The organism is Paenibacillus sp. 7541 (assembly GCF_002276395.1).
Classification (GTDB): Bacteria; Bacillota; Bacilli; order Paenibacillales; family Paenibacillaceae; genus Paenibacillus_AQ; species Paenibacillus_AQ campinasensis.
In genome coordinates this window covers 419157-434865 of the sequence record NZ_NQLZ01000005.1, presented here as the reverse complement: position 1 = coordinate 434865, position 15709 = coordinate 419157, and the positions used below count along the sequence as shown (strand labels likewise).

Below are 15709 nucleotides of genomic sequence, written 5' to 3'. Positions count from 1 at the left end.
TATCTAACACGCAAAAAATGAATTTCGTTTGTTTTTTTGTTACAATAAGCTCGTTTAGAAGAGTGGTATTCACATTACGCCTGCTCTTGAGTATAGAAAGGAGCTGATCTTACGAATGAGACTTTCAGGGAAAAAAGTAATCGCTCTGGTTGACGAAGAATTCGAGGATTTAGAGTTATGGTACCCGGTATACCGGGTTCGTGAAGAGGGCGCCGAGGTTCATCTCGCCGGCTATGAAAAAGGCAAAACCTATATCGGCAAATACGGGGTTCCCGCGTTGGCCGAGTATTCCTTCGAGGAGCTGCGCAGCAAGGATTATTATGGTATTCTCGTGCCGGGCGGATGGGCGCCGGACAAGCTGCGGCGCTATGACAAGGTGCTGGAGCTTGTTCGAGAGATGCATGAAGCCAAGAAGCCGATCGGGCAAATCTGCCACGCCGGCTGGGTGCTGATTTCGGCTAAAATTTTGGAAGGCGCTACCGTCACATCCACCCCGGGAATCCGGGACGACATGGAGAATGCTGGAGCCATTTGGAAGGATGAGGCTGTCGTGGTTGATGGACACATCATCTCGGCGCGGCGTCCTCCCGATCTTCCGCCATACGGCCTCGCATTCTGCGATGCGCTTGCTCAGTCCAAATCATAGGTGGGGCTCTACGCCTCACCCCCTTTTTTTAAAGAAAGGTCATTCCAGTAATAATACATTTGCGCCATGTGCGGAAGGAGGCTGCCTCTGTTGTTTGATTCCTATTATCATCCTTATCCATCCTACCGAATGCCCGTATATGCCGCCAAAGGCATGGTGGCCACTTCACAGCCGCTCGCGGCTCAAGCCGGGCTTGATGTCCTCAAGCAAGGCGGCAACGCCATTGATGCGGCGATCGCGGCAGCTGCTGCGCTGACCGTCGTGGAGCCCAATGCCAACGGCATCGGGGGCGACGCCTTTGCCCTCGTCTGGACGGGCGGCTCGCTTCACGGGCTTAATGCCAGCGGACCGGCCCCGCGTTCGATATCAATTCAGGCGGTGAAGGAAGCCGGCCATGAGAAAATGCCGACCTTCGGCGCTTTACCCGTTACCGTCCCTGGGGTTCCGGCTGCATGGGCCGAACTGTCTCGCAGATTTGGCCGCCTGCCCTTAGCGGAAACATTGAAGCCGGCGATTACATATGCGGAGGAAGGCTTCCCCCTGTCGCCTACGGTGGCTTTTTTCTGGGAGAAGGCCTACGCCCGCTTTAAAGAGATTTTCAAGGAAGACTGTTACCAGGGCTGGTTCGATACGTTTGCCCCCGCAGGCCGTGCGCCTCGGCCGGGCGAGCTGTTCCGGCTGCCGGATCATGCCCGCACCCTGGCAAGCATCGGCGAGACCGGCGCTGAGATTTTCTATCGCGGCGAGCTCGCGGAGCGAATCGCTTCTTATGTCAAGGAAGCCGGCGGCTACCTGGAGGCCGACGATCTGGCTGCTTTCAAGCCTGAATGGGTACAGCCGATCAGCGTGTCCTACCGCGGGTATGACGTATGGGAAATTCCGCCAAACGGGCAAGGCCTCGTCACCCTGATGGCGCTTAATATGATGAAGGGCTTTGATACGCAGAGCAAAGACAGCGTCATCGACTATCATCGTCAGATTGAGGCGATGAAGCTCGCTTTTGCCGATGGACAGCGCTATATTACGGACAGCCGCCATATGAAGGCGGATCTAGGCCGCATGCTGTCCGAGGAGTATGCTTCGATTCGCAGGCAGAAGATCGGCGATACCGCCATCATGCCGGAGGCCGGCGATCCAAGCGGCAGCGGCACCGTCTATTTGGCCGCAGCCGATGGCGAGGGCAATATGGTGTCATTCATCCAAAGCAACTACATGGGCTTTGGATCAGGGCTGGTTGTGCCTGGAACCGGAGTTTCACTCCAGAACCGGGGCAGCGACTTCTCGCTGGATGAGAGCCACGACAATCGCCTGGAGCCGGGGAAACGGACTTATCATACGATTATCCCGGGCTTCCTGACTAAAGATGGCCAGCCTGTCGGGCCGTTTGGCGTCATGGGCGGCTACATGCAGCCGCAAGGCCATCTGCAGGTGGTCATGAATACCATTGATTACGGACTGCATCCGCAAGCTGCCCTGGATGCGCCTAGATGGCAATGGACCAGCGGAAAAACGGTGCATGTGGAGCCTTCATTCCCGAATGCTATAGCACAGGCGCTGGCGCGCCGGGGCCATGATATCCGGGTCACCCTCGATTCCGGGTCCTTCGGCCGGGGACAGATCATATGGCGGGATCCATCCACAGGCGTGCTGTGTGGCGGAACCGAGTCCCGGACCGACGGTACGGTCGCAGCCTGGTAAACTGCATCCTATCTATTGCGCGAACCAAGACCAAGAAAGGCCGCCCTCGCATATAAGAAGAGGATCTTCCTCTCCCTTTGCGAGGGCGGCCTTTTCGCTGTGCCGCGCTTTGTCGTGCAAGGCTTGTCCTTATGACAAAGAAGCTGCATCATAAAAACATCAATCCAATCGATTCGCTCCTAGCAGCATAAACGACAGTGAAGCTCAGCACACTCGGCTTCTACATCGTCTCGCCGAGGAAGCTTCACACCATGCTGTCCGGCAGCCCAAGTCGGCATAGCCTACATAGGCGCCATAGGTCCACTGGCAGTTTCGTTTAGCTGTATAGGATACAAGCCACGTCAGTCCACACAAGAGCCGCAGACATTACGATGCGGAATAATCCGTGCCATTGCCCCCGGACTGAAAGCTGCTCCGCTGGGCAAACGCCGTCAGCCGCTCTTCGACCGCCGAGCTGGTCCGGAGCTTGTAGCAGGCCGCTGCCTCCACCTTCGCTTCAGACGCCTTCGTGTTCAGTATCCGATGCTTCACCCGGAGCAGCGACTGGGTAGACATGCTCAAATCATGCACGCCAAGCTCCAGCCACAACGGAATCGCCCGCTCATCCCCGGCCAATTCGCCGCATACGCTAACAGGGATGCCCGCCTGCTTCGCTGCTTCCACGGTCGTTCGCAGCATGCGCAGCACGGCCGGATGAAACGGATGATACATATGTGCAATCTGTTCGTTCATCCGGTCTACAGCCAGCACATACTGTACGAGATCATTGGTGCCGATGCTGAAGAAATCCGCCTCTTCCGCGAGCAGATCCGAGATCGTAACGGCTGCCGGCACCTCAATCATGATGCCAACCTGGATCTCTTTGTTGTAGTCGATGCCGCGGCGATCCAGCTCCGCTTTGGCCCGGGCCAGAATGACGTTGGCCTGTCTGATCTCCTCCACCGAGGAGATCATCGGATACATAATCTTGACGTTGCCATATGCGCTGGCCCGAAGAATCGCGGTCAGCTGCGTCTGGAACAGCTCCGTCCGGTCCAGGCTGATTCTGATTGCCCGGTAGCCGAGAAATGGATTATCCTCCTCCGGCAGAGAGAAGTAGTCGAGCTGCTTGTCGCCGCCGATATCGAGCGTGCGGATGACGACCGATGAGCCGCCCGCCTTCTCTGCGACTTGGCGGTAAACCTCGAACTGCTCCTCCTCGCTCGGGAAGCTGTGGCGATCCATATACAGAAACTCCGTCCGGAACAGTCCGACGCCCTTGGCACCATTTTGCAGGGCGATATCCAGCTCCTTGATCGAGTTCATGTTCGCTGCCAGATTAAAATACACGCCGTCCTTCGTGACTGCATCCACTGAAGCGAGCAGCTGCAGCTGCTCCTTCTTCTTCAGCAGCTGGTCGCGGATCAATTCATAGCGTTCAAGCACCGCCGCGTCCGGATTCAGATACAATAGCCCCTGATCCCCGTCCACGATCAGCTTCTCCCCGGTCTGTATCGGATGTTCCAGCTTGTTCTCGATCCCGGAGACGAGTGGAATGCCAAGCGCACGCGCCATAATGGCCGAGTGGGACGTCTTGCCTCCGGTCATCGTGACGATCCCCAGCACATGGGAGGGATTAAGATGCACAAGCTGTGATGGCGAGAGCTCCTTGGCCACGAGAATATAGGGCTGCGTATCGGCCGGCAGCTTCACCTCCGGCGCACCCAGCAAATGCTTGAGCAGCCGGTTCCCGACATCCTTGATATCAAGCGCACGTTCTTTCATGTACTCATCGTCAAGCAGGTCGAACATGGACACAAAATGGTCGATCGCTTCCTTGACCGCCACCTCGGCTGCCTTGTACTGACGCTCGATAATGCCCTGTATTTCATTCATGAACACAGGGTCCTCAAGGATGGCCAGATGCGCATCGAAAATTTGAGACTCCTCAGGCCCCACCATCTCCTTGAATTCGTTTTTGATATATTCGATTTCATTTTTGGAGGTTCGGATGCCCTCATAAAGGCGCTCAAACTCCTTGGCCAAATCGACTGCATTCATCTCGGAATCCGGAAGATCCAGTTCCCAGTGCGGCAGCACAAAAGCCTTTCCGATTGCGACACCTGCTGCTGCGCCAATGCCTTGTATCATGATTCTCTACCCCCAGCGTGACTCTCATTTAAAACAACGGACATGACGGAAGACTGCCCTTTTTTGACCGACTTGAACGGAGCGAAGCTCCAGGATCTAACCTTGTCCGGATTCGTGATCACCATCGGCGTTGCCAATGAAGCGGCATGTGTCTTCAAATACGCCAGATCAAACTTCACCAGCAGCTGCCCGGGCTCGACTTCATCCCCTTCGCTGACAACCGCGGTGAACGGCCCTTTTAATTGTGAAGTATCAATACCGATGTGGATCAGCACCTCGAGCCCTTCCGGCGTGGAAATGCCGATGGCATGCATCGTCGGATACACATGCATCACCGTGCCGTATACCGGAGATACCAGTTCGCCCTTGTCCGGAAGGAAGGCGACCCCGTTACCGACCAGTTTGGCTGCAAAAATATCATCCGGCACCTCATCAATCGGCATCATCCGCCCCTGTACAGGCGCACTGAACAATACGCGCGGCAAATCGCGCTGCATCAGCTTGTTGATCTCCTCCCGAATCAGCTCGGAATACGTGCCGAACACCACCTGCACATTGCCTCCGCCCAGCTTGATGATCCCTGCCGAGCCCAGAAGCTTGAGCGCGTCGGAATCAATCTGACGGTCATTATGTACCGTCAATCGCAGGCGTGTCATGCAGGACTGCACCTGGACGATGTTGTCCTTGCCCCCCAGAGCCTCAAGAATAAGCGGCGCCTGGTAAGGAATATCCCCGGCCCATCCTTCCAGCGCGGAGCCTTCCTCGCGGCCTGGGGTCGGTATTTCGAAGGTACGGATGGCCCAGCGGAACAGAAAATAATACACCAGGCCATAGCCGACCCCGATCGGAATCAGCATCCATGCATTTTGGGACAGATGGTAGTTGAGCACAAAATCGATAAATCCGGCGGAATAGGAAAACCCGTGGTGAATGTCCAGCATATACGTCAGCACCATCGCAAATCCGGCCATCAACGCATGCACGACATACAGGAACGGGGAAGCGAACAAAAACGCGAACTCAATCTGCTCCGATACCCCGGTCAAAAAACAGACGAGCGCAGACCGCATAAACGTTTTTTTCACCTTGGGCTTCAGATCTTCACGGGCCTCCTGAATGATGGCAACTGCAATCGCCGGCAGCGCGAACATCATAATCGGAAACAGACCGGCCATAAAGTCGCCCGCCGTCGGATCCCCCGCAAAGAAACGCGGCAGGTCCCCCTGAACGATCGTCCCATCCTCCGTCTCATATGTACCTAGCTGAAACCAATACACATTGTTTAGCAGATGATGCAGACCGAAAGCGGTCAAAACCCGGTAGAGGATACCGTATAAAAACAGACCGAATGCGCCCATCTCCAGCGTGAGGACGTAAAAGGAATCAAGCCCCTTCTGGACAAACGGCGCCACCCCCAGCATCATCCAGGCGAACAAGGCCGAGAACAGGCCCATAATCAGCAGCACAAATCTGGAGCCGCCGAAAAACTGGATAGCCTCCGGGAGCTTTATATGTTTAAACCGGTTATATACATAACCGGATAGCATTCCGAAGATGATACCGACCAAGGTCGAGGGCTGTACACTGCCATCCCCCAACCGGGTAATAACCTGATCATAGATGAACATGCCCGCGAGCGCGGCAAGTCCTGCCGGCCCCCCCTGATTTGACAGCCCCCAGGCTACTCCGATCGCAAACAGATAGGGCATGTAATAGAACACGCCATGTCCGGCAGCCTGAGCAACCGAGCCCACGGATTCCAGCCCCCACGCCGCCCAAGGCAAACTCCCGATGCTAAGCAGGAGAGCTGCCGCAGGTAGCGCCATCGTAGGGAGCATAACCGCTCTGCCCAGCTGCTGTAATGATCCCAACCAATTCAAGGCGAGCCCTCCTTTCTCTATCCTTGATGGTACGCGATAACCTTGTTTTTTGTCAAAGAAATACAGAAAAAAACAAGCCCTGTGCCTGCACGGGACGCTCTGCCGCCTTGTTCGTCAAGGCACGCGCGATCCGCCACCCGCATTATCGGCAAGGGCCTGCTGATCATCCTTCCTCACATATCGTTACGATTTGCCTCCGGCAAGCGCGATGGCATCCTCGACCTTGATGCACCGGTCCATGATGACTGTCAGTCCATGCTCCTGCGCGATGGCCGCGGCCTCCTCGCTCACGATTCCCTGCTGGAGCCACAGCACCTTAGCGCCAATCTCCACCGCTTCACGCGCCACATCGGCGCAGTACTCGCTTCTTCTGAACACGTTCACGATGTCCACCGGCTCAGGGATATCCTTCAAGGTCGGATAGCTTTTCTCCCCTAAAATTTCAGACGCACCGGGATTTACCGGGATGATGCGGTAGCCCCGCTCCTTCATTGCACCGGCAACCATGTGAGACGTCCGTTCCGGCTTGTCGGACAGCCCGACAACCGCGATGTTGCCTGCACTGCGCAAAATGTCCGCAATTTGTTCCCGGCTTGGATTTTCAAATGCCATGTTAAACCCCACCTTTCGGCTCATTGTATCAAACTGAGCAAGCAATTTCCCTGCTGTCTGTTTATTTTACCCATTCCACATCGGCGCCAAGCGCCTGCAAATGATCAAAATATTGCGGGTACGATTTGGCTACATGATGCGCATCTTTAATGCGGATCGGCTGCCGGGAGCGAAGGCCGACAACGGTCAGAGCCATGATCACGCGATGGTCATAATGCGCGTTGATCTCTACGCCGCCCTCGACCCCTTCCGGACGCCCATGCACGATGATCTCCGCCTGACGTTCCTCCACCTGGGCTCCGGCCTTGGCAAGCTCCGTCAAGTAATCGGTGATGCGGTCGCATTCCTTATAACGAAGATTCTCCACATTGTAGAAGCGGGAGGTCCCTTCGGCAAAGACAGCTGCGGCTACCATCGCCAGCACCGCATCCGTGGCGATATCCCCGTCAAACTCCAGCGCTTTCAGCTTGCCGTTGCCCTGCACGCGAACGTTGCCATTCTCGTGCGTGAGCGGCACCTCCATCGTGCGAAGCACATCGATAATGGCGCGCTCTCCTTGCTTGCTGTCCTCGGACAGGTTCCGGATCGTCACATCCGACTGCGTCACGGCCGCTGCCGCCAGCACCGCCGCCGAGCCCGGGTAATCGCCTTGCACGGTATAGACCTGCGCTTTATAAGACTGTTGGCCAGGCACGCGGAAGGAGGTGTAATCATCCGCAGCCTCGATCGTAATACCGGCCTGCGCCAGCACTTCCAGCGTCTGGCCAACGACCACCTTGGATTTCAGGTCACCGGTGACCGTAATTTCACTGTCCTCCGGCAGCAGCGGCGTCAGGAACAACAGCGCGCTCAAATATTGGGAGCTGACTTCACCGGAGACAGTAATGCGACCGCCCTTCGGTTTCCCTCCGCGAATGGTGATTGGCAGGCGCCCATTATGGTGCTCCACCTGCACTCCGAGCTGCTCAAGCGCATCGATCAAGTCGTCATGCGGCCGCTTCCCGAGCGAATCCGGATATGTGTTGACAAACTTCACTTCCGAAGACAAGGCAGCAATGCCCATTAGGAATCGCAGCACAGCACCGGCATTGCCCACGTTCAGTTCCGCAACGTCACGAGGCGCGCTGCCAAAACCGGTGATGACCGCCTTCTCGTCATCCTCGACAATCGTCGCCCCGAGATCTTGGATGCATCTTCTCATCGCATCGCTGTCCTCACTGTGGGCCGGATAATAGATCGTGCTGGTTCCTTCGGCGAGCGCGGCCACCAGCAAATAGCGTGTCGTGTAATTTTTCGAAGACAGGGCTCCAATTTCGCCGCTTAGTTTCTCAGTAGGTCTTACGATAACATCCATGATTGGTAACGCTCCTTTTAGGTTGGAATAGGGCATGAATCCCCGCTGCCGAGCAGGCGTTTCTTCTTTAAATTGACAGGGAAAACGCCGCTTCGTTATCATAGACTATGTAACTTGTAGTCCATTCTAAAATTTAGTATACAAAACATATTTCTTCAGAAAAGAGGCAACCTTTATGAAACCGATCCCTCAAATTGAAACTTCAGAGCTTCGAGAGAGACTGCAAAACGGCGAGAACATCTATATGATCGACGTCCGCGAGGATGAAGAAGTGGCCGCAGGCATGATCAGCGGCGCCAAGCACATCCCGATGGGGGAAATTCCCGCCAGACTGAACGAAATTCCGAAGGATCAGGAAGTGATCTTCATCTGCCGCAGCGGCGGCCGCAGCCAGCATGTGTGCGAATATTTGAGCCACCAAGGCCATGCCAATGTGGTGAACATGAAGGGCGGCATGCTGCAGTGGGCGGCTGACGAAGAATAAGATGCCCGCCATCGGCGATTGAGGCGAGGGAACTGCGGTTCCCCGCCTTTTTTTTATGTTCGTACAAGCACGGGAATCCGTGCCAATCTGTGACTGTCATCCGAACGCCTGCCTCACCTCACTGCATCCGAAAGCCTATACGGGAGCGACAGTCCCTGATCCACGCATCACATCTGCTAACAAGCTTAGCCGCGGTAATGCGTTAAAATCTCGGTCGCGACTTCATCCGCGCTTCGCCCTACCGTATCGATGGTCACATCGGCGAAACGATATTTGTCTTCTCTCTCCGCCATAATCCGGCGCACCCGCTCCTCCACATCGCCCGCAAGCAATGGGCGATTCGCATCTCCCCGCACCCGCTCGATAATGGTCTCCGCATCCGCCGTCAAAGCAGCTACCCATCCGCCCTGCTTCATCGCTGCGCAATTGTCTGGATTCAGGACGGCTCCCCCGCCCGTTGCGATGACAAGCCGCTTGGCAGCAAGCACGTTATGAAGCGCTCTGGATTCCGCCTTGCGGAAATAAGCCTCGCCTTCCTCTGCAAACATCTCGGGGATCGTCCGTCCCTCCATCCGCTCAATCTCGGCATCAAGGTCGAGCAGCTGAAAGCCGAGCCGCTCTGCAACGAGACGACCGACGGTGGTCTTTCCCGTCCCCATCATCCCGATCAGAATGATGTTCTGGCTTACCTGATTCAATCCTACACCCCTCTTATGCTTTCCGATAGGGCTGGTGTTTGCCTTCACCGGAATTAGATTGAACATATCATACCACAGGCAGAAATCTTTCGACAATGCATGTCGCTTCAGTTCAGCCGTGCCTAAAGGACACCGCAAGCTTGTCGCGACCCGAAATGCGATGTCTATCTTAACATCCACACTCATATGCTACATAGTGAGAGATTATAAGAAAGGAGGAGGGCGCATGTCTGTCTCCTGCGAGGACGATAGCCGTCTCCCCATCCCCAAGCGGCTCAGCCGGATTATGGACCCGTCTTATCCGCTATGCCGGGAGGATATTGTGTGGGTGCTCCATTATGTACAAAAAAAAGTGGCCCGGAAAGATCCGGCCTTGCTGGACCTTTCCAAGCCACGTCTGCTGCAAAACTTCAGCAGTTACTGTGAAGCCGCCCTGCTCCTGCTCGGAAGCGGCGGCTACTGTCATACCCGAAGCGATGATCTTCGCGCTTGCCTGCTTGAGGCGATGCATGGGCTGGTGGACGGACAGCGCAGCCTCCCGGGCTGCGCGACCGCCATACCGCCGGAAGCTTCCCCTGAGATCAGGGAGCAGAACCGGATTATCCCATCCAGTTAAAGTGGAACGTGCCTTCCTTGTCCACCCGCTGGAACGTATGCGCGCCAAAGTAATCGCGCTGCGCCTGCAGCAGGTTCGCAGGAAGGTTAGCGGAGCGATAGCTGTCGTAGTATGCCAGCGCGCTTGCAAAGCCCGGAACCGGAATGCCGAGCGTCACCGCAGAGGCAACGACTTTACGCCATGCGTCCTGGTAGGATTCGATAATGTCCTTGAAGAACGGATCCAGCAGCAGGTTTTTCAGCTCCGGATTGTTCTCGTAGGCATCTGTAATGTTCTGCAGGAAGCGGGAACGAATGATGCAGCCTCCGCGCCAGATTTTTGCCAGCTTGCCGTATTGCAGGTTCCAGTCGTACTCATCGGACGCCACGCGCAGTTGCGCGAAGCCTTGAGCGTAAGACACGATTTTGCTCGCAAAGAGCGCTTTGCGCACATTCTCGATGAACTCCGCACGGTCGCCGTCGAAAGACGCCGTTTTCGGTCCGTTCAAAATTTTGCTTGCTGCTACGCGCTCTTCTTTCAGTGCAGAGAGGAAGCGGGAGAATACCGACTCGGTAATCATGGACAGCGGCACGCCCAGATCAAGGGAGCTTTGGCTTGTCCATTTGCCTGTGCCCTTCTGCCCGGCCGTATCGAGAATAACGTCAACCATCGGCTTGCCGGTCTCCTCATCATACTTGGAGAAGATGTCTGCCGTGATCTCGATCAGGTAGCTGTCAAGCTCACCTTTATTCCATTCGGAGAAAATTTCATGAAGCTCCTTGGCATCCAGGCCAAGCACATCCTTGAGCAGTTGGTACGCTTCGCAGATGAGCTGCATGTCGCCGTATTCGATGCCGTTGTGAACCATCTTCACGTAATGACCCGCGCCGTCCGGACCAATATATGTACAGCAAGGCTCGTCGTTTACTTTGGCAGAGATCGCTGTCAGAATCGGCTCAACCAGCTTGTAGGCACTTTCCTGTCCGCCAGGCATGATGGAAGGGCCCTTCAGTGCGCCTTCTTCGCCGCCGGATACGCCGGCTCCGATAAAGTTAAAGCCCAGGTCTGCCAGCTGTTTGCTGCGACGCTGGGTGTCCGGGAAGTAAGCGTTGCCGCCGTCGATGATGATGTCGCCCTTGTCCAAATGCGGAATAAGCTGCTCAATCGTAGCGTCGGTAGCTTGTCCGGCTTGAACCATGATCAGAATTTTGCGAGGCGTTTCCAGAGAATCGACAAACTCTTCAATCGAAAACGTTCCCTTAACCTGCTTTCCTTCTGCTTCCTTGAGCATTTCTTCCGTTTTTTGCGGAGAGCGGTTATATACGGAAACGGTAAAACCTTTACTCTCAATGTTCAGGGCCAAGTTTTTGCCCATTACAGCAAGGCCAATGACACCAATTTGTTGTTTTGCCATCTGGTTCTCCATCCTTTGCTCCATTATATTTTTGTAAGTAACTCACCTCGCACCGAGATGATTTACAATACTCTTATATTAACGTTTTTCCGCATAGAAGTGAACCCCTGCCCCAAAATCAGACCGCGCGAAAACACCCCTTTAGAAACGGAGTGTTGTTCGTGCTCCCTATGTTGTATGGTTCTCACCACTCAAGCCTCATCAGCTCGAGCCACAGCTCTTCAAGTTTTCGTTTGCATGCGCCTATCTCTTCCTGATCACCGCGCTGCATCGCGGCATGCAGCTTCTCCAGCTCATCATCGGTTTCCAGTCTGCACAGCAGAAGCCGCCGCTCGCCCTCGCTTGACTCGAATAATTTGACCATCTCCTGCTCCGTCATCGGCGTCCCCTTCTGGAACAGCACCCGCTGCCGGTACCCCGAAATCTCAACAAGACGGATGACCTCTCCGAACAAAATATTCTCAATCAATATCTGGCGGTCCTTAAAGCGTTTGACAACCGCATGCCCCCGCGTGTTCTCAATCAGCTTCTCCATCCACTCGGCCAGCTTCGGGTCGCGGATCATGTAATCGCCAACCAGCTTATATCCGGTACCCGTGCGCTGAAACCGAAGTTTCACCAGCTTGCGCCCCGTCCGGATTGAAATGACAAACTGAGCTTCATTCTCGTTCCAGTACAGCGAATACCCTTCCTGAATCAGCTCTTTGATCAGATCCTGGATATGCCGACGGTCAAACCGGAGCTCCAGGTTACAATATTCCACTTCCTCGCTCTTATTCACGGCACTCCCTCCTCTGGTTTGCTAGCGATCTCAAAACGGCGGTGAGGATGCTTGGATTTTGACGTTGTCTTATCTATATCTTATACTCCATCTTATGTAAGGGTAACTTGGTTTATTGACTATTTTTGCTTGCATGAATATCGCATGAAGGTGGTTCTAGCATCTCATTATTTCAATTTCCGCTATGGTATAATGGGTACACTAAACGCGCATCATATGCTCACTAAGACAGGGAGGCTGTACATAGATGAATTTCAACGGATTTAACGAGCAGGATTTTGACGTATTCTCGGTTCCGGGGCTTGAGGGGCGCATGGAGGCACTGATCGAGCGGGTCAGACCGAAGCTGGAGACGCTCGGCGCCGAGCTCGCACCGTATGTATCCGCTTTGGCCGGGGAGGAAATGCATGTTCACGTGGCCAAGCATGCCCGGAGAACGGTGAATCCGCCGATCGACACCTGGGTCGCCTGGGCGGCCAACAAGCGGGGATACAAGGCGCTGCCCCATTTTGAGGTCGGCATGTTCGGGTCCCATCTGTTTATCATCTTTGCAATCATATATGAAAGCCCGAACAAAACCGTGTTCGCCGCGAATCTGGAGCGCCAGCTCAGCAAGACGATCAAGGCGCTGCCCGATACCTTCTACTGGTCCATGGACCACATGAGTCCGCAGGGCACACCGCACAAAGCGATGAACAAGGAAGACTTCCAGACGCTGATCGGCAAGCTTCAACAAGTCAAGAAGTCCGAAGTGATGTGCGGCTTGCAGATTCCGCGTGAAGAAGCGGTCAAGCTGAGCGGAGATGAACTGATCGAAACCATTCAGAAGACATTCGAAACGCTGCTGCCGCTATATCGGTTGGCATTTTAACCGGACGCGGGACCGCCGCATCCTGTCAGATAACTGCAAGTCGTTTCAGCAGAGGCGAGGGAGGCCACTGTGCACGTATCCGAGGAGACCGAGAAACCCGTGCCTGCTATGAATCTGCCTGCGATCGATCAGGCCGATAGCGGCAGCCATGAACCTCCAGGGAGCTTGTGTGAATCATCACGCAGGCTCCTTTTTCATGGTGTCAGCGGCATATTCCAGGCGCCCGTCGTTCATACTGAAACAGCGGCGCAAGCTTCTTCCCCCTTCACTTCATGCGATGGCTGATCTGCCCGGCGGGGAGGAACCGCAGATTATGTGCTTGCATTCCCCACCTATTTTGCTATACTCAATTTTGTTTCAGATTTTTGCAAAATTCGATTTTTTCCGCTCCCTGACAACGTCGGTGGAGATGGATCAAACCGTTTGGGCTCGATATATTGTCCGATGTGGAAGCAGCCGCTCGATTTTCGCAAAATATACATTTGGATGAAACGCAAAGCTAAAATTCGATCTCATACCAAGAAAGGTTGTGACAAATGTCCATGGACCATAGCCGTACACCGCTCTTCACCGCACTGAAGGAACATGCGGCCAAAAACCCGGTGCAATTTCACATCCCGGGACACAAGAAGGGTCTCGGTACCGATGCGGAATTTCGTGAATTTATCGGGGATAATGCCCTTTCCATAGACCTGATCAACATTGCACCGCTGGATGACCTGCATCAGCCGACAGGCGTGATTGAGGAAGCCCAGAAGCTGGCGGCAGACGCATTCGGAGCAGATTATACGTTTTTCAGCGTGCAAGGGACCAGCGGCGCCATCATGACGATGATCATGTCCGTCTGCGGACCCGGGGAGAAAATAATCGTCCCGCGCAATGTGCATAAATCGGTCTTGTCTGCCATCATTTTTACAGGAGCCAAGCCGGTGTTTGTTTCCCCTGCCCAAGATGAGAATTTCGGCATCGATCACGGCATTACAATCAGTTCGGTTCGAAAAGCGCTTAAGCGCCATCCGGATGTAAAGGCCGTGCTCGTCATCAATCCGACATATTTCGGCGTGAGCACCAATCTCAAGGACATCGTCGATCTGGCACACAGCTATAACGTCCCTGTGCTCGTTGACGAAGCGCATGGCGTGCTCATCCATTTTCACGAGGACCTTCCGATGTCGGCGATGGAGGCCGGAGCGGATATGGCGGCAACGAGCGTTCACAAGCTCGGCGGCTCAATGACCCAGAGTTCGGTGCTTAATCTCAATACCAAGAACGGGTACATTAATCCTTACCGGGTGCAGACGATTATCAGCATGCTGACCACGACGTCCACCTCGTATATCTTGCTTGCATCACTAGATGCGTCCCGCCGCAACCTGGCTTTGAACGGACGAGCTATGGCCCAAAGAGCGATAGACATGGCACAGTATGCCCGCAAGAAAATCAACGAGATTCCAAGACTGGTTTGCTTCGGGGAAGATATCTTGGGTACGGAAGCGACCTATTCCTATGATCCGACCAAGGTGACGATTCATGTCCGCCATCTGGGGATTACAGGATATGAGACGGAGAACTGGCTTCGCGAACATTACAATATCGAAGTTGAGCTTAGCGACATGTACAACATCCTCTGCCTGATTACACCGGGAGATACTCCGGAGACCATCGAAACGCTGCTGCATGCGCTGCGCGAGCTGGCCGAGAAGTACAAGGATGTGAACGAAAGCAATGAGCTTATTGTGAAAATACCGGAGATTCCGCAGCTGTCCCTCATCCCGCGCGATGCGTTCTACGGGGATACGGAGGTCGTACCGTTCAAGGAGTCTGCCGGGCGGATCATCGCAGAATTCATTTATGTATACCCGCCGGGGATCCCAATTCTCCTTCCGGGCGAGGTTATCTCCCAGCAAAATATCGATTACATTATTGATCATGTCGATGTCGGATTGCCGGTGAAGGGTCCGGAGGACCGCAGCATCCAGAACGTCAAAGTGATCGTTGAGGCCAATCCGATCTTCTGACCGCTTGCAGTGAAGCCGGTTGTACGCATCAAGAAAGTGTCCCTGAGCTGTTTGGCTACAGGGGCACTTTTTCTATACAAAAGCAAAAAAAGAAGCCAATGAATGAATTCCCTTCATTCCTTGACCTCTTGTTCGTTCGTCCGTTTACTCCTGGGATGCTGCCGCTACAAGCTCGTTATAAGCCGCTTCGACTTCATTCCATTCGTCTTCATCTTCGATATTGTAAAGAACCATTTCCTCGTTCTCTTCTTCCATACGCAAAATGACACCGTCTGCTTCCGGATTGCCGCGCTCAAGCAGAAGGGCGTACAGCTTCTCGCCGACATCAAATGTCTCCACGAGCACCATTTCTACTTCTTTTCCCTGCTCATCCGTCAAAGTCAGGACAAACTCCTCATGCTCATGATCATGGTCGTGATCATGTCCACAGCCGCATGCTTCGCCGTGCTCATGGTTATGTTCGCTCATTAAGAAAACCTCACTTCGGTTAAAATTATTCATACTCCCGTATCGTATCACGGAAGCATC

Annotated in this window: 14 protein-coding genes; 6 read left to right on the top strand and 8 right to left on the bottom strand. The window is 54.4% G+C overall.

Translation table 11 applies throughout. The features are described from left to right. The first annotated feature begins 115 nt into the window (after window positions 1-115). On the top strand, window positions 116-646 hold the full coding sequence (locus tag CHH75_RS04260) for a type 1 glutamine amidotransferase domain-containing protein (RefSeq protein ID WP_095397505.1): 531 nt from the start codon (window positions 116-118) through the stop codon (window positions 644-646). 66 nt (window positions 647-712) lie between these two features. Next, window positions 713-2344: a gamma-glutamyltransferase gene (gene ggt / locus CHH75_RS04255; RefSeq protein WP_095263265.1), complete on the top strand. Its 1632-nt coding sequence runs from the start codon at window positions 713-715 to the stop codon at window positions 2342-2344. A gap of 366 nt (window positions 2345-2710) precedes the next feature. On the opposite strand, the gene ptsP is transcribed toward ggt, so the two are convergent. From ptsP to aroA, 4 genes are all read right to left on the bottom strand, one after another. Further along, the gene (gene ptsP / locus CHH75_RS04250) at window positions 2711-4474 is read right to left on the bottom strand and encodes a phosphoenolpyruvate--protein phosphotransferase (RefSeq protein ID WP_095397504.1); all 1764 of its coding nucleotides are present in this window, start codon (window positions 4472-4474) and stop codon (window positions 2711-2713) included. After that, window positions 4471-6354, bottom strand: coding sequence for a glucose PTS transporter subunit IIA (locus CHH75_RS04245; RefSeq protein ID WP_095397503.1), 1884 nt, complete (start codon window positions 6352-6354; stop codon window positions 4471-4473). The genes ptsP and CHH75_RS04245 overlap by 4 nt, the downstream gene beginning before the upstream one ends. Before the next feature lie 183 nt (window positions 6355-6537). Beyond that, window positions 6538-6966 carry a CoA-binding protein gene (locus CHH75_RS04240; protein WP_095263262.1) on the bottom strand — a complete coding sequence of 143 codons (429 nt, stop codon included), beginning with the start codon at window positions 6964-6966 and terminating at the stop codon, window positions 6538-6540. Between the two features lie 61 nt (window positions 6967-7027). After that, on the bottom strand, window positions 7028-8320 hold the full coding sequence (aroA, locus tag CHH75_RS04235) for a 3-phosphoshikimate 1-carboxyvinyltransferase (RefSeq protein WP_095397502.1): 1293 nt from the start codon (window positions 8318-8320) through the stop codon (window positions 7028-7030). Window positions 8321-8495: 175 nt separating this feature from the next. Here aroA and CHH75_RS04230 point away from each other — a divergent pair, with 175 nt between their 5' ends. Further along, window positions 8496-8804: a rhodanese-like domain-containing protein gene (locus tag CHH75_RS04230; protein WP_095263260.1), complete on the top strand. Its 309-nt coding sequence runs from the start codon at window positions 8496-8498 to the stop codon at window positions 8802-8804. Window positions 8805-8989: 185 nt separating this feature from the next. Here the strand turns inward: CHH75_RS04230 and CHH75_RS04225 are convergent, their stop codons facing one another. Next, the gene (locus CHH75_RS04225; RefSeq protein WP_255222951.1) at window positions 8990-9502 is read right to left on the bottom strand and encodes a shikimate kinase; all 513 of its coding nucleotides are present in this window, start codon (window positions 9500-9502) and stop codon (window positions 8990-8992) included. 226 nt (window positions 9503-9728) lie between these two features. On the opposite strand from CHH75_RS04225, the gene CHH75_RS04220 reads away from it, so the two are divergent. Continuing rightward, the gene (locus CHH75_RS04220) at window positions 9729-10118 is read left to right on the top strand and encodes a hypothetical protein (RefSeq protein WP_244908055.1); all 390 of its coding nucleotides are present in this window, start codon (window positions 9729-9731) and stop codon (window positions 10116-10118) included. On the opposite strand, the gene gndA is transcribed toward CHH75_RS04220, so the two are convergent. Then, window positions 10102-11511, bottom strand: coding sequence for an NADP-dependent phosphogluconate dehydrogenase (gene gndA / locus CHH75_RS04215; RefSeq protein ID WP_176475453.1), 1410 nt, complete (start codon window positions 11509-11511; stop codon window positions 10102-10104). The genes CHH75_RS04220 and gndA overlap by 17 nt on opposite strands. Before the next feature lie 184 nt (window positions 11512-11695). Continuing rightward, window positions 11696-12292 (bottom strand): hypothetical protein, encoded by a 597-nt coding sequence (locus CHH75_RS04210; RefSeq protein ID WP_095263258.1) that lies wholly within the window; start codon window positions 12290-12292, stop codon window positions 11696-11698. 247 nt (window positions 12293-12539) lie between these two features. On the opposite strand from CHH75_RS04210, the gene CHH75_RS04205 reads away from it, so the two are divergent. Continuing rightward, window positions 12540-13163 (top strand): YktB family protein, encoded by a 624-nt coding sequence (locus CHH75_RS04205; protein WP_095263257.1) that lies wholly within the window; start codon window positions 12540-12542, stop codon window positions 13161-13163. 542 nt (window positions 13164-13705) lie between these two features. Then, the gene (locus CHH75_RS04200; protein WP_095263318.1) at window positions 13706-15181 is read left to right on the top strand and encodes an aminotransferase class I/II-fold pyridoxal phosphate-dependent enzyme; all 1476 of its coding nucleotides are present in this window, start codon (window positions 13706-13708) and stop codon (window positions 15179-15181) included. A 144-nt stretch (window positions 15182-15325) separates the two neighbouring features. Here CHH75_RS04200 and CHH75_RS04195 read toward each other — a convergent pair whose 3' ends face one another. Beyond that, entirely contained in the window at window positions 15326-15649 is a 324-nt protein-coding gene (locus tag CHH75_RS04195; RefSeq protein ID WP_095263256.1) for a DUF1292 domain-containing protein, read from the bottom strand. Window positions 15650-15709 lie beyond the last annotated feature (60 nt).

Coding starts and splice junctions, on each gene's coding strand:
- CHH75_RS04260 (WP_095397505.1), top strand. CDS start 116: ATGAGACTTTCAGGGAAAAAAGTAATCGCTCTGGTTGACGAAGAATTC.
- CHH75_RS04220 (WP_244908055.1), top strand. CDS start 9,729: ATGTCTGTCTCCTGCGAGGACGATAGCCGTCTCCCCATCCCCAAGCGG.
- CHH75_RS04205 (WP_095263257.1), top strand. CDS start 12,540: ATGAATTTCAACGGATTTAACGAGCAGGATTTTGACGTATTCTCGGTT.
- CHH75_RS04195 (WP_095263256.1), bottom strand. CDS start 15,649: ATGAGCGAACATAACCATGAGCACGGCGAAGCATGCGGCTGTGGACAT.
- aroA (WP_095397502.1), bottom strand. CDS start 8,320: ATGGATGTTATCGTAAGACCTACTGAGAAACTAAGCGGCGAAATTGGA.
- CHH75_RS04230 (WP_095263260.1), top strand. CDS start 8,496: ATGAAACCGATCCCTCAAATTGAAACTTCAGAGCTTCGAGAGAGACTG.
- ptsP (WP_095397504.1), bottom strand. CDS start 4,474: ATGATACAAGGCATTGGCGCAGCAGCAGGTGTCGCAATCGGAAAGGCT.
- CHH75_RS04200 (WP_095263318.1), top strand. CDS start 13,706: ATGGACCATAGCCGTACACCGCTCTTCACCGCACTGAAGGAACATGCG.
- gndA (WP_176475453.1), bottom strand. CDS start 11,511: ATGGCAAAACAACAAATTGGTGTCATTGGCCTTGCTGTAATGGGCAAA.
- CHH75_RS04240 (WP_095263262.1), bottom strand. CDS start 6,966: ATGGCATTTGAAAATCCAAGCCGGGAACAAATTGCGGACATTTTGCGC.
- ggt (WP_095263265.1), top strand. CDS start 713: ATGTGCGGAAGGAGGCTGCCTCTGTTGTTTGATTCCTATTATCATCCT.